The following is a 14,094-nucleotide window of genomic DNA, read 5'->3' on the forward strand; positions in this document are numbered from 1 at the left end:
TGCAGGACGGAAGACTCTGCTACTCCTATGCCACGCAAGCTGTACCTCGAAACCTTCGGCTGCCAGATGAACGTGCTCGACAGCGAGCTTGTCTTGGGCCAGCTCCGCGCGCAAGGCTATGTCTCGACTGAAGATCGAGAATCGGCCGACGTCATCCTCTACAACACCTGCTCTGTCCGCGAACACGCCGAGCAGAAGGTGTGGAGCAGGCTTGGGGAGCTGCGACAGCGAAAGAAGGACGATCCGAACCTGGTCATCGGCGTCATCGGCTGCATGGCCGAGCGCGATGGCAAGAACATCTTCGACAAGTTCCCGCAAGTCGACATCCTGTGCGGTCCCGGGGAGTTGGATAAGCTGCCCGGTCTGATCCACAACGCCAGCGTTACCACGCTGGCGAAGGATGAAGGCGGAAGGATGAAGGATGAAGGGAATCCTTCTTCCATTCATCCGTCATCCGTCATCGCTCATCCTTCCGGCTACCGTCAGGTTGCCCTGATGGGCGCCAATGTTCGCCGGTCTGGCACGCTCGACGCCGCCAAGGACAACTTGGAGATGCTCGACCTGTCGCGGGCGATCAGTCCGGAAGACGACCTGGCGCAGGCGTACGTCCGCATTACCCGCGGGTGCAACAAGTTCTGCACCTACTGCGTGGTGCCGTACACACGCGGGCCCGAGGTCCACCGTCCGCCGGAGAACATCGTTGATGAGGTCCGCCGTCTCGCCGACGCCGGCGTGCGCGAAGTGACGCTGCTCGGGCAGACGATCAACCACTACCATTTTAAGTTCGGCGACGGCCGAGAGACTTCGTTCGCCGAGCTGCTCTACCAGATCCATGAAGCCGTCCCGCATCTGCCACGGCTGCGCTTCGTCACCAGCTTCCCGCGCGACTTCACCGACGAGGCGCTCATGGCGATGCGCGACTGCGAGCGCATCTGCCGTTACCTGCACGTGCCGGCACAGCACGGCAGCGACCGCATTCTCAAGATCATGAACCGCGGCTACACCGCCCAGCAGTACCGCGACTTCATCGACCGCGCCCGCGGCTACATGCCCGACATCTCGATCGCGTCCGACTTCATCGTCGGCTTCCCGACCGAGACCGAGGAAGAGTTCCAGACCTGCAAGGACATCATCCGCCACGGCCGATTCAAGAACAGCTTCATTTTCAAGTACTCACCAAGGCCGGGGACGATTGCGATCGACCGCTTCACCGATGATGTGCCCGAAGACGTCAAACGCCGGCGGAACAACGAGCTGCTTGCAGTGCAGCATGAAGTCAGCGCTCAGAACAACCGGGAGATGATCGGCCGGACGGTGCAGGTTCTGGTCGAAGGCCAAAGCAAGCTGGTCAGCAAGCAGCAGGCTGCGGCTTACCCCAAAGCGCCTGCAAGCGGCGTGGAGCTGGGATGGGAGACCCGCAAGAAGGCCCGGCTCGCCGAGATTCAAACGATTGAGCCCGCCGTCACCAGCACCCAGATGGTCGGTCGCACGTCGGGCGATCAAGTCGTCGTGTTCGACGGGGAGATGTCTCTGAAGGGGCGGTTGCTCGACGTCGAGATCATCGACGCGAAGCAGATGACGTTGTTCGCGCGGTTGGCCGAGCTGCCGGCTGTCGTGCCATAGAACCAAACGGGTCTTGGAAAGCTGAAAAGGGAGAGGGAACCGATGTCGGAATCCGATGTGACGGGAAATGACATTCCGATCTCGGAGACAAGCTCCGAGGCAACCGCGCCGGCAGGTTCCCTTGCCTATTCCACCGGAGACGAACATTCGATCCCCGACCAGGCCCCGGTCGGACGTCTCGACGTGGCTGTCATCGGTATGAGGCTGCTGGCCACTTATTTCGTTGCGACATCGGCACCGGCGCTGGTCACCTATCCATTTCTGGCATTGTCGATCAAGAACATCTCGATTCAGTACGAGCTGGTACGGCTCGCTCCGTCACTGGCGGGCCTCGCTATCGGGATGGCGTTGTGGTTTATCGCCCGACCCGCGGCCCGGTGGATGCTTCGCGACGTGAGCGGGCTTGTCGGCGCACCCCGCGCTCGACTTTCGGCAGCCCACGCCCAATCGCTCGCGTTCTCTGTACTCGGCCTTGCGCTTGGTGCATACGCGTGTCGGCATGTCGCGACCATCGGGATCGCGGTTACGGCCCCCGGGATTGACGGCATGGTTCAAGACAAGAGTGCTCTGCTGCGAGAATCCGGGATCGACCTGTTCGTTGAAGGGGCCGTGGCATCCGGCATCTTCTTCGGTGCAAGGGGCATCGCATATCTCTGGCACCGTGCCCGTGCGACGAATTGAAGGCTCCGCCGAGCAGGCCAGTCAGGCCCGCCGTTTCATTGAACTGGTTTGGCAGCCGTTCCGACGTCAGATTCGATCGTCGTCAGAACCTTGTTCCATTGATCGGCAAAACGCCGGCTCAGTTCGGTGGTGGGCTTGGGCAGCAGGCTGCGTGCCTTGGCGATCACGGTCCGCGCCGATGCCGTATTACCCTCAGCGTGCCGCTTGCGTGCATCATCAATTGCAGCTTCGATCGCCGGCTGAACCACAGTCGCCAGTCGATAGCAATCCTCGGTCATCGTCGAAACGCCCGGCGCGGTGGCGTGGCCGACCTTCGGCCAATACTTCGCCTCATAGCAGAAGCCCGCTTCGGCGATCTGCTTCTCGAACACCCTGGCCCATTCGTAGCGGCCGAACGGTGCGGCGGGGTTGGACTTGGCCGTGTCGGCTTCACCGCACGACATGACAAAAGGGATCGCCGCGGCTTTGGGGTTGATCGACATCCACTGATCGCCCGTCGCCCAGGTGCCGCCCGAGTGGGCCGAGCAGCCGGCGACAAGCTCCGGATACTTCATCATGAACCGATGGGCGAACTGTGATCCGCCGGAGAAACCGTAAACAAACAGTTTCGGCCGGAGCTTGAACTGTTTCTGGAGGGATTCGAAGAGCCTGACCAGCTGCTCGTCGGCCTGCTTCTGGAGAAGCTGATACCCGTCATTGGGAAAGCTGGGGCCGACGACGATGCAGTCGCCGTTGCGCACCCAGCCGGCGAGCCCGGCGGCACCCTTGCCGTTGCCGCCGTAGCCATGAACGCCGACGACGAGCCAGTAGGTCTTTCTGGCGTCGATGCGGGACGGCTCATACAGGTAGTAATCTCGCCCCATTTCATCACGAATCGCCGCGTTCTCTGCCGCGCCGGCGGTCATGGCGGTGAGTGCGATCGTCATCAGCAGCAGGTGTGGTCGCATCATCGGATGGATTCCTTCAGACATTGACATCGTCGACCGCAATTCGCATTACGGAAACAGCGAGGTATTCTCGCGAAACGCGGACTGCTATCTAAATGACTGTGCGTGAATCGGCGCCGTTGTGGTGCAGCCGTCCCGGCTGCATCGCAGGCGGGACGCCTGCACCACAAGCGCTGAATCCCGCACTGCCATCTAGCGCTTCACCGCGCCGAATGCGGCGAAGCACCCATTCTTGTGAAGCACGACCACCTCGGCAAACCCCACCCGGCGGAGGAGGTCGGTCTGATACTCCAGCGGGCGAGGGGTGTCTTCCTTCTCGACGTAGGCAAACACATCCTGACGATACTTCTCGCCGGCAGTCCCGCCGCCACGCAGTTCGGAGAGATAAGCACCGTAGCGACGCCACATCATGGCCTGGATGCCGGGGTGATCGTGAGCCACCAGGTCGGAGATCCAGACCGATCCGCCCGGGCGCAACACGCGGTAGAACATCGCGAATACGGCCTCCCATTCGGCATCCGTTCGCAGATGGTGGAGCACGGCCGCTGCGGCAATGAGATCGAATGACCCCGGTTGAAGATCGAGGGAACGAACATCGTCCTGGACTGGCGTGACAATGCCCGTCGTCGCCGCCGAGACGCGCTCGACTGCACGGTCGAGCATTGGGCGGCTCAGGTCCACCAGCGTGCAGTGCATTCCGGGCAGGCGGGAAAGTAGCTTCAGTGCGTAGTTCCCGGCGCCACAGCCGACATCGAGCAGGGACCCCGCGCCCGGCGTGACAACGGACGCCGCCTCGGCGATCAATTCCAGCACCAGCGGCGCATCCACAGTAGCGGACTGCCCGGTCTGCAGGTTGCTGAACCGCTCGACATCGGCATCAAAACGGGCCCGGATTTCTTCAACGGTTGATTTCATGACGTGGCGATACTTCAACGCGCCGTTATCGCAATGTCACGCCAACAAAGAAACGGGCAGGCGAGATTCGCCTGCCCGTAGATACGTAGGACTATATTTACCGTGAATCCGGTGCAGATCCCCTTACCGCTGAGGAACCTGAACGAAGCCACCCTGGCCGGTACGAAGCGTGATCGTCTTCGACTGCGACGCCTGTCCGTTGCCAGTCAGTTGGTAGGGCTGCGCCTCGCGTTGGCCGTTTGCGGGAATGACCACGGTCGAAACGTCACCCTGCCCGCCGCGAATTGTCACCGTGCGCGACGACTGCGATTCGGTGGCAAAAGACGCTGAACTTGCGAGCAACAGGCTGGCGATCGCGACGAAAGTTGATTTATTGAACATGGGCACCTCTAAGCATTCGGTTTGTGTCGCTGCGGCGAACGATTCGCTGCATTGGACGACAGTAGGATGCCCGTGGGCCGTCCGAGGTGACAAATGGCTCATTCAGGCATGAACTCAATGTTTCATCACACCGCTGAGTTGGCTTGCCGCAGGTCTCGTCTGCTACTGCTTGACGGGCAGTGGTGCGCCAAGCTTGTCGCCATTAGCTTTGAACCCGTTGCCGTCGAAATCGACGTAGATGGGGTTGCTGATTGCCATCGGCGGCTCGCCGCCGGCACCCATCACCGGCGCGGTGGTGCCGCCTTCTTCGGTCGCGACCACGATCACATGCGCGTCGGCGGCGAACTTGATGGGCAGCACCTGATCGAATTTGACCACGCCGTCGGCGAACATCGCCGGGTGGGTTTTGCGGGTGAAGTTGAGCGTGGCGTCGGGCTTGCCATTGACGAGCACCTGAATCCTGTTCACGCCAAACCAGTTGGGGCACTGGACGCGAATCCTCAGTTTGCCGTCGCCGGAGATCCTGATGTCGTCACCGGGGATGGCCGGTGTCGTTGACTCGCCACCGCTGAGCCAGGCTTCGAGGAACGGTCCGCTGGACATCGTCAACCGGCCCTTTCGGCTTTCGCGGACCACATCCATCTCCTTGATCTCCGCCGGGATGTCGGTCTCGCTCTTGACCCAGTTGCGGATCGTGCCGCTGTCATGGAAGCAAATGTGGGCGTCGGTGTTCGCGACACCCGGCAGGCGATGACCCTGGTTCAGCAATTGGAGCCAGTTGAACATCCGGTCGTTGGATTTGTTGCCTTTGAAGCCGATGAACGGTTTCTGGTCCAGGATCGTGGTCGTCCAGATTTCAATCACGTCCGTGTAGGCGAGAGTGCCGTTGCCGCCGTCGGGCTTGCCGTCGCCGTCCTTGTCGAAGACAAGCCAGCCGATATCGGGGTGGTTCTGCTGCATGAGCTTGTCGGAACCGTTGTCGTGGTCCTTAAGCCGACGGATCTGTGTAAGCGCGTCCTTGTCGATCATCGGTCCACCACCGAACTGCGTGTGCGGATGAGCGTGCAGCGGGAACGTGTTGAGATGCATCAGCGGCAGGGGGGACCCGGTCAGTTCCATGCCGTCGCTGGTGGCCATCAATGCTTCGACCCCCATCGCCTTGAGGTAAGGCTTGTAGGAAGTGATGCGCTGGTGCTCTGTCGCGGCGGCAAACTCCACATGCTCGGCGATCAGGCAGGCGAGTCGGCCTTCGGTCTGCGTCGAGTTGTCGCCGCTGAGCGTTGAATGGTTGTGGAAGTCGGCGGAGATCCACCCCTTGGTATCGACGACGCGCGGGAGGCGGGCAGACACGGTGGCCTTGCGTCCGGGCGTCAGCTTTAAAGTCCGCCACGCCGCGTCGTACTCCGGCCCTCGCGACAGGAGGACGTAGTAGTCTCCGGCCGGCAGGGGGACCTCAAATTGTCCCTTCACGGAGAACCAGAGATTGCGGCAACCATCGGCGCGCTGATCGGGCCCCAGATCGGGATTCGGGGTCGAACCGACCCCAATAAACTGAACCTTCACCGGCGACGACTGTCCCGCTTCGTCAACGACATCAAACGCCACCGAGCACGCGGCCCCCAACTGCACCGCGGTCGATCGTTTGTCACCGCCATCAACCGTCACCGGTACGAAGGTATCGGCCCGGCCGGGCGTCGCAACCATCGCGATGAACTGGCCCTCCGACAGCGGCAGGTCGACGATACCCTTGGCCGACGTGAATCCACTGCAAACCACCGGCCCCTTGGCGTCGGAAAGTCGCTCGCCGGCGACGGCAGCCGTCTGGCGGATGGCAACGTAGGCGCCTTCCACAGGCTTGCCGGTGTCGGACGTCACGGCGACGGCGTACGTCTTGACCGCCGTTCCGACGGCGGCGGCCGCAGCCTGCTGCGCTCTGGCGGCGTCGTCGGCGACGACGAGCAGACGCGACAGGATCACCTCTTTGCCGGGCCCAATTTCCGCGGTGCCCGCGCCGGCCCCGGCCGTCACGGCATCGGGGTAGTCGATCAATCCTGCCGAGTTCTTGACCGTCGCCGACGATGGCGCAACCGACAACATCCCGCCGTCGGTTCGCACCAGCGCGTAAGCCATTCCGAAGTACCGGTCGAACGACTGCACGATCCGATGCTGCCCGGCAGCCGAAAACTCAGCGGGCTTCTCGTGAAAAAGCCGTTCTGTCAGACGCACTTTCACGGATTTGTCTGAGGTGTTGGTTCGGCGCGTAACTACCGTCAGATGCTGATCGCCGTCCTTCAGTGTGTAGTCGGTCACCGTCTCGATCGGGTCCTTGGCACTGGCCTTGCGCGTGGCGCGGAGCGTGACTTGGGTACCGTCGGACTTGATGACCTCCACCCGGTTGGCGGCGGGGCCTTCGCCGGCGAAGGCATGAGGGTGATAAACCGTCAGCTGGTCGTTGTTGGATCCCAGGAGTGCGAAGTCGATAACCGAACCCTGGGCACCAGTGATTCGCAAGTTCAGCTGCCGCTCGGGGAGCGACGAACCGATCACCGCGACGACCTTGTCGTTTTTCATCAGGAAGTCGCCGTAGATGGCATCAACTTCCTTGCCGCCGGGCACAAGGCCCCAATTATTCTTGTCGAGGGTCACGATCTGGCCGGCATGGGCCATACCGGTAAGGGCAGCACACACGCCGATTGCCATCAAGCCTGTTTTCAATGTCATCTGATCAATCCTCCAAAGATTCTGCCTGGGTCGGCCTGGACCATAGCCACCGCTCATGGCGCTTGGAACAGGAAACGATGAGCGTCCGATTCAGATACTGCGAGAGGTGCCTCTGGCGGCTACCGACGTGCGAGTGCAACTCACCCGGAGCATACCCCGAATTCGTTAAACATCGCCGGCGGCGACGCTCGGAATCCTGACGAGAATTGAATATGATACTAACAATTCGGCAACCGGCTGCAGCTTCGTTGGACGGTGCCGATCGTCTTCTGCCAGGATGGCAATTTGCAGATCCAACCCTCTGTTACCGTCACTACGCCATCGGACGCCACTCCGGCGATCACTCGACGCTACCTGCCAGTCAATCTCAAGCTCCTTCTGGGGCTGACCACTCTGCTGCTCGTTCTGTTTGCCCTGCTGCGGTTGGGCTTGATCATTCGTGTTCGTACCGCGGCGGACGCGAGCTGGTCGGAACTACTCTCGGCCTTCGTCATCGGTACACGCTTCGATCTGTCGGTCATCTCGTTCGTGATGACGCCGATCATGATCATCTGTTACCTCCCCTGGTTCGCGCCTTGGGCAGGTCCCCGACGGCGACGGATCTTTACATGGGGCGTCACCCTGTTGTTTGGCGTGATGGCCCTGATCCTGATCGCGGAGTTTGAGTTTTTCAACGAGTTTCAGGCGCGCTACAACCAGTTGGCAATCCGCTATCTGAATCACCCTGAAATCGTCGGGGGCATGACCTGGTACAACTTCCCGGTCGTCCGTTATCTGCTGGGATGGGCGGCGTTGACTGGCGTCATCCATCTGGGCGTCCGCACCGCGATGCGATTTGCCGGCGGAACCTCCAGTCCCGCGCGAGCGTCGGACGACACTACGGCTTCCATCGTCGAGCCGAAGGCCTCAAGCGTCAGTCGAACGGCAGAGTTCGTCGGTATCGGACTGATCATTGCTTCGATCGTCACAGGCGTTCGTGGCGGTGTGCAGGGTGAGCCGCTGCAGTGGGGCGATGCGTTTCGCGGCGACAACGAGTTTGTGAGCCAGATGAGCCTCAACGGGCTTTGGTCGCTCGCACATGCCGGCCTCGACTCGATCGATCGCGACCGCGAATCAGGGGCCTGGGCCAAAGGTATGGCACCTGACGAAGCGCGCCAGATTACCCAGAGGCTTATGACCGCCCCGGGCGAATCAGCGATCGAACCCGGCAAGCGTACGGCACTGCGAACGCGCGGCTCGGCCAAATCATCCGTCAACCTTACGACCGAGGACGGCCGGCCGGTCAACGTTGTTGTGGTCATGATGGAGAGCTTCTCGGGACGCTTCAGCGGCTCGACCGGCGCGCCGCGATCATTTACACCGGCTTTCGACAAGATCGCCAAGGAAGGCCGACTGTTCGATCGCGCTTTTTCCGCCGGATCGCACACGCACCAGGGCATCTTCGCAACGCAGCTGGGGTTCCCCAACCTGCCCGGCTACGAGACGCTGATGGAGAGCAGCGTCTCGAACCAGGAATTCTGCTCGCTCTCGTCCATCTTCCAGTCGCGTGGCTACCAGACGTTCTTCCTCTACAACGGCGATTTCGCGTGGGACAACATGCGCGGGTTCTTCCGTAAGCAGGGCGTGAAGACCTTCGTCGGCGGGGAGGAAATGCTCGTCGACGCCAAGTATCGCGATCCCGTCTGGGGCGTCTCCGATGGCGACCTGTTCGATCGGTGCAACAAGGAGTTCGAGGCGGCATCGAAGAAGGGGCCGTTCATGGCGGCCATCATGACACTCTCCAACCATGCCCCGTTCTCCGTGCCACCGGTGCCGGGTGCGCCGCCGATCACTGACATGGGCGAGCTCAACAAGCGACTTGAGGCTATGCGATACGCCGACTGGGCGGTCGGCAAGTTTGTCGAAGACGCAAAGAAGCTGAGCTACTTCAAGAACACGCTGTTCGTGTTCGTAGGCGACCACGGATTCGCCGTCCGCCCGAAGCTGACGGACGTGAACCTGCTTTACCATCACGTCCCGTTGCTTTTCGTGGCACCAGGGTTGGTCGGCGCGAAGGATTTGCCCGGCGTCGATCACCGGGTGGCGGCCCACATGAACGTCGCGGCGAGTGTGCTGGGGCTGATCGGCGTGACTGATACGCCGCACGCATCGTGGGGTCGCAGTCTCTTCGACGACACGTTCCCCGACGAGAACTTTGCCGTCTTCAAGATGAGCGGCGGCGGCAAGGCGGTTGCACTCGCTCGCGGCGACGAACTGCTGGTCCTCAACGATGCCAAGGCCGATCCGCAGCTTTTGAAGTACACCCTCTGGCCGCCCGCGGTAAGTCCGGCGACCGATCCTGATGCCCCCAACCGCCGAAAAGCGATGTCTCGCGAACTGCGGGCCTATGTGCAGTCGGGATTGGAAGACCTCACGCGGAGCAAGGCGGGTACGGTTCCGGCGGCAGGCAACTAGAGATGTCTGTCTGAGCGCCAGACGTTTCCAGGCGCCCCTCTACCGCTTGAGTCCCTCCGGCAGTTCTTTCAGGCGTTCAACTTCCAGCACCTCGGTGTAGTACCACGCCTTCCCGCTCGATTTCTTGTAGCCGACGACCTTCGCCGGATACTTTGCACCGTCGTGTTCTTTCCAATTGCTGAAACGGTGGATGTCGGATCGCCAGTCGATCCGGGCCAGCCGGCTTTCGGCTTTGTCGAAGTACAGGTCCATCGGCGGAGTGATCGTTCCGCTGACTCGCAAGCCAAACGCCGGCTTTTCCGCTTCGACAATTTCCGGGATCGCCTCGACCTTCGACTTCGGATCGGTCAGTGCCCCCAGCGTCCAGGCCCAGACCAGGAAGATCGCCGGCTCCTTCTCGTCCATAACGCGCTCTTTCTTCCCGAGCCACCAGTAGTTCGGCGGTTCGATGACGGAGACCCGCTCTTTTCCCTTGGCGGCCGGATCGGGGCTGACGTTCAGTCGTTCCTTGACGCGAAAGAGCTTGAGTAGTTTGTCTTCCCCGCCGGCTGCCTTGACGATCGTCGCAATACGCGCCTTGGTATCGCCGTCTGCGGCACTCAACGGCAGGGCGAACAAGACCGCGAACAGGACGATCGGAAGGTGGAACTGCTTCATATGTAGTCTCGCGGTCGGCACAATTGACATGGGCTGAATGCCGAAACAACCCCAGGCCGGCTATCGGGCCGGACATGACGGCCTTCGGCTCTCGCACCCTTTTACCGACCGAACGGCCATGCGTGGTGATCGCCCACAGACACAAGGTTTGTCCCGGCGTTCCCGGTTCGCTATGATTGGTGCGTAGGAGATCGTCCCAGCCCGACGCCACGGACACCCGAATGACCCCAGTAACCGCCGACGCCACCAATACCCCCCTCCGCGACAAAGTGCTGGCGGTGATCAATCTGATCCGCCCGGCCGTTCAGGCCGACGGAGGCGACATCGAACTGGTCGACATCCAGCCCGATGGGCAGGTTTCGATCCGTTTCCACGGTGCCTGTATCGGCTGCCCGAGCAGCCACATGACGCTTCAGCACGGCATCGAACGCAGCTTGCGAGAGAAGGTCCCCGAAGTGACGAAAGTCGTGCCTGTGGTGTGACAGGGCTTCGGGACACATTTCGCCTGAGGGTCGCTGATCGACCTTGGACCCCCGCTTAAGAGCCCACCAGCAAATCCGTGCCTTTAAGAGTACGCCCAGAACGCGGCGTACCTTTTCGCTCCACCTTTTGAATCCTGAATGACCGCCCTATGCCGTCTTGGCGACGCGCCGCCGCGGACCGCGGGGGACACGCTTGCGGCCGAATGCATCGGTCTCGGTCATCACCTTGCTGGCGCGGGTGTCGTCAAGGACCACCGATGCCGCCAATGCCCCTGACGCGGCCGAGCTGTTGATCGGGGACGTCGACACCCTCAGTGCGTGTTCGAGGCGTTTCCTGGCGTAGGCGACGTATTCCGCGCTCTGATCGATGCCGACGTACTGGCGGTTGTTCAGTGCGGCGCTGACGACCGTTGTTCCCGAGCCGTTGAACGGGTCGAGTACCACATCGCCGGGGTTGGAACTGGCTTTGATGATGCGGTCGAGGACCGCGATCGGCATCTGGCAGCCGTGCCAGCCTTCGCGTTCCTTGAACGTGCCGCAGATTCGGCTGACGTTCCACGTATCACTCACCGGGTCAAAGAAATCGACCGGAAGAAACGCATCGGCCGGCAGGTCTTTCTGCTGCTCCACGTACTGCGAATAGCCTGATTCATAGAACGACGTCTCCTGCGGGCGCAGGAACCAAGTGTCGTCGGGCAACTTTCCTTTGGCGTTGGCGCGGGAATCGCCGTAGGTCGTCTGGCGGGCCGAGGCGACGCGGATGGCGTCGGCATTGAACGTGAGGTTGGTCATCCCCGATTCGGGTTTCTGCTTCGTGAAGTAGAGGATGTGCGTGTGGCTCTTGGCGAACATCTTCTTGGTCTGTTGCCCGAAGGTGTAGTGCCAGATGATCCAGTTCCGCATGTGGAACCCGATCTTCCGCCGGGCTACGACGGCCAGATCGGCGGCAAACTCGTCGCCAATTGCCAGGTAGAAACTGCCGGTCGGCTTCAGTGCCCGGTGCACGGCCGACATCCAGCGTTCCGACCAATCAACGTACTCGTCGACATCTTTGCGGTCGTCGTAGTTGTGGTAGAGGTAGCCGATGTTGAACGGCGGGTCGGCGAAGACCAGATCAACCCAGCCTTCAGGCCCGTCATTGAGCACTTTTATCGAGTCGCCGCGGATGATCTGGTTCGTTTCGGGCATTCCGGCTGGATTGTAGAGCCGTGGACCGACATGCCCAAGGGATTGTGCTTTTTTCAACAGCCGGGATTTGGGCCGGGACCGCTTGATCGCGTCTAAACCCTTTACGAACGCTTGTTTACGCTGATTCATCCGACTCCCACTCCGTGGCTGGCCTTTGAACCAAGTTTCAGACCGTTGCGCGGTCCATGGGTTTCGAGGCGCTTCGCCCTATAATCGACCCCGGTCGGCACTAAGCATGAATCCCGAATTCCCCAAACTTCCGCCGGCGGAGCCGTCGCTTCAGCCAGGCGATGGCGCGGCGTCCTCCGGGGCGGATTCATGGGCAGACGGTTCAGGCCGGTTGCCTGCCGGACCGATCTTACGCCTGCTCGACGCCAACGCGAACCGCGCCCGCGAAGCATTGCGAGTTCTGGAGGACTACGCCCGCTTTATCCTCGATTCCGAGAGTCTGAGCGGTCGGCTGAAACACGTCCGCCACGGCTTGGCCGAAGCAGTGGGGCCGATCCTGCCCGAGGCGATCCTTCACCGCGATACGCCCGGCGATGTCGGGACGACGAACAAAACAGCCGCGGAGCTGACAAGGTCCAGCATCGAGGACGTCGTCGTTGCCGCCGGCAAACGGCTGGGCGAGGCGCTCCGTGCGATCGAGGAATACCTTAAAACGCTCGACCCGTCGGCGGCGCAGAAGGTCGAGACCTTGCGATACGCCTCGTACGACCTGGAACAACGCATCGCCCGGACCCTCCGCCCGCCGGCCTGCGATTTTGGCTCCATCGAGCTCTACGTACTGGTCACCGAGTCGGTCTGCAAAGGCAACTGGCTCGACGCGGCGACCGACGCCCTGATGGGCGGCGCGGACTGCCTGCAACTGCGGGAGAAATCGCTCGAATCCGGTGAGCTTCTGTCGCGTGCCAGGCAACTGGTCGCCCTCTGCCGGGAGTTCGGCGTCCCCTGCATCATCAACGACCGCCCTGACATCGCCGTGCTTGCTGACGCGGATGGTGTTCATGTCGGTCAGGGTGATCTGCCGGCCGTCGAGGCAAGGAAGATTGTCGGGCCCAACCGCATCGTCGGCGTCAGCACCCACAACATCGAACAGGCGCGGCAGGCGGTCCTCGACGGCGCGGACTACATCGGCGTCGGCCCGTTCTTCCGCAGTAGCACCAAGCCCAGGGACTTCATCGCCGGGCCGGAATACGCAAGGAAGGTCGCCGAAACGATTGGAATTCCCGCGGTGGCGATCGCGGGAATCACAGAGGAGAACGTCAGTGAAGTTTTGGCGACGGGGATCAGGGCCGTAGCGGTCAGCTCGGCGGTGCTGGGCGTGGATGATGTGAGAGTGGCGGCGGCAAGACTGAAAGAAAAGGTCAGGTCGGACGAGTCCGTCTCCCCGGTGGGGCAGACATTCTTGTCTGCCGATTCAAGGGCACGGGCATTCTTGCCCGGCCCGGTTCCGAGCATGTCGGCCCTTGAAAAGCGGCGTCGGCGACTCCCTCACTGGACCTTGGCAGGTTCTGCTTACTTCATCACCTTTCGCGTTGATAGCGGCGAATTGAGTGAAGCAGAGCGAACCATTGTCCTGACGCACATCCGCGAAGGCCACGAAAAGTTCTACTTCTTGATCGGGACCGTGGTGATGCCGGATCATGTGCATGCAGTGCTCGAACCTATCGGTGGCGTGACGCTGCCTCGCATCACCAAAGGCATGAAGGGCGTCTCTGCACGAAAGGTCAATTTGATACGCGGAGGCTCAGGCTCCGTATGGCAGGATGAGTCGTGGGACCGAATACTTCGAGATCAGGATGAACTGGATGAGAAGCTGAAGTACATGCTCGACAATCCCGTTCGAAAGGGACTCGCTGAAGACGGCTGGAGCTACCCTTGGTGGCTCTTTATGGGTAAGAGATGAAGTGTGTGCATGCCGGTGGGGCAGACATTCTTATCTGCCGCGGGCCCCCGACCCCGGCATTCCTGCCGGGTTGAGCGGGACCGCAGCCGGACGGCGGTGGAGCTGTTTCGCATGACCTCGACCGGGCAGGAATGCC

General features: G+C 61.5%; 11 protein-coding genes. 5 read left to right on the forward strand and 6 right to left on the reverse strand.

Going from position 1 to position 14,094, the window contains the following annotated elements; genetic code table 11:
- The first annotated feature begins 27 nt into the window (after window positions 1-27).
- The gene (locus IPV69_RS03485; RefSeq protein WP_206293522.1) at window positions 28-1,623 is read left to right on the forward strand and encodes a MiaB/RimO family radical SAM methylthiotransferase; all 1,596 of its coding nucleotides are present in this window, start codon (window positions 28-30) and stop codon (window positions 1,621-1,623) included.
- 42 nt (window positions 1,624-1,665) lie between these two features.
- Window positions 1,666-2,304: a hypothetical protein gene (locus IPV69_RS03490; RefSeq protein ID WP_206293523.1), complete on the forward strand. Its 639-nt coding sequence runs from the start codon at window positions 1,666-1,668 to the stop codon at window positions 2,302-2,304.
- Between the two features lie 35 nt (window positions 2,305-2,339).
- On the opposite strand, the gene IPV69_RS03495 is transcribed toward IPV69_RS03490, so the two are convergent.
- From IPV69_RS03495 to IPV69_RS03510, 4 genes are all read right to left on the reverse strand, one after another.
- Window positions 2,340-3,254 carry an alpha/beta hydrolase gene (locus IPV69_RS03495; RefSeq protein WP_206293524.1) on the reverse strand — a complete coding sequence of 305 codons (915 nt, stop codon included), beginning with the start codon at window positions 3,252-3,254 and terminating at the stop codon, window positions 2,340-2,342.
- 189 nt (window positions 3,255-3,443) lie between these two features.
- Window positions 3,444-4,166 carry a class I SAM-dependent methyltransferase gene (locus tag IPV69_RS03500; RefSeq protein ID WP_206293525.1) on the reverse strand — a complete coding sequence of 241 codons (723 nt, stop codon included), beginning with the start codon at window positions 4,164-4,166 and terminating at the stop codon, window positions 3,444-3,446.
- A gap of 123 nt (window positions 4,167-4,289) precedes the next feature.
- Window positions 4,290-4,547 carry a hypothetical protein gene (locus tag IPV69_RS03505; RefSeq protein WP_206293526.1) on the reverse strand — a complete coding sequence of 86 codons (258 nt, stop codon included), beginning with the start codon at window positions 4,545-4,547 and terminating at the stop codon, window positions 4,290-4,292.
- Window positions 4,548-4,709: 162 nt separating this feature from the next.
- Window positions 4,710-7,268 carry a CehA/McbA family metallohydrolase gene (locus IPV69_RS03510; protein ID WP_206293527.1) on the reverse strand — a complete coding sequence of 853 codons (2,559 nt, stop codon included), beginning with the start codon at window positions 7,266-7,268 and terminating at the stop codon, window positions 4,710-4,712.
- 285 nt (window positions 7,269-7,553) lie between these two features.
- Between IPV69_RS03510 and IPV69_RS03515 the strand changes: the two genes are divergently transcribed.
- A complete protein-coding gene (locus IPV69_RS03515; protein ID WP_206293528.1) occupies window positions 7,554-9,722 on the forward strand; it encodes an LTA synthase family protein in 2,169 nt (722 codons plus the stop codon).
- 39 nt (window positions 9,723-9,761) lie between these two features.
- Here the strand turns inward: IPV69_RS03515 and IPV69_RS03520 are convergent, their stop codons facing one another.
- A complete protein-coding gene (locus tag IPV69_RS03520) occupies window positions 9,762-10,379 on the reverse strand; it encodes a hypothetical protein (protein ID WP_206293529.1) in 618 nt (205 codons plus the stop codon).
- Window positions 10,380-10,600: 221 nt separating this feature from the next.
- On the opposite strand from IPV69_RS03520, the gene IPV69_RS03525 reads away from it, so the two are divergent.
- Window positions 10,601-10,861, forward strand: a complete 261-nt coding sequence (locus IPV69_RS03525; RefSeq protein WP_206293530.1) for a NifU family protein — start codon at window positions 10,601-10,603, stop codon at window positions 10,859-10,861.
- Between the two features lie 147 nt (window positions 10,862-11,008).
- Here the strand turns inward: IPV69_RS03525 and IPV69_RS03530 are convergent, their stop codons facing one another.
- On the reverse strand, window positions 11,009-12,049 hold the full coding sequence (locus IPV69_RS03530; protein ID WP_206293531.1) for a DNA-methyltransferase: 1,041 nt from the start codon (window positions 12,047-12,049) through the stop codon (window positions 11,009-11,011).
- Between the two features lie 235 nt (window positions 12,050-12,284).
- On the opposite strand from IPV69_RS03530, the gene thiE reads away from it, so the two are divergent.
- Complete coding sequence (thiE, locus tag IPV69_RS03535) at window positions 12,285-13,958, forward strand: thiamine phosphate synthase (RefSeq protein ID WP_206293532.1); 1,674 nt, start codon at window positions 12,285-12,287, stop codon at window positions 13,956-13,958.
- Window positions 13,959-14,094 lie beyond the last annotated feature (136 nt).

The sequence above is a fragment of the Humisphaera borealis genome (assembly GCF_015169395.1).
GTDB classification, from domain to species: domain Bacteria; phylum Planctomycetota; class Phycisphaerae; order Tepidisphaerales; family Tepidisphaeraceae; genus Humisphaera; species Humisphaera borealis.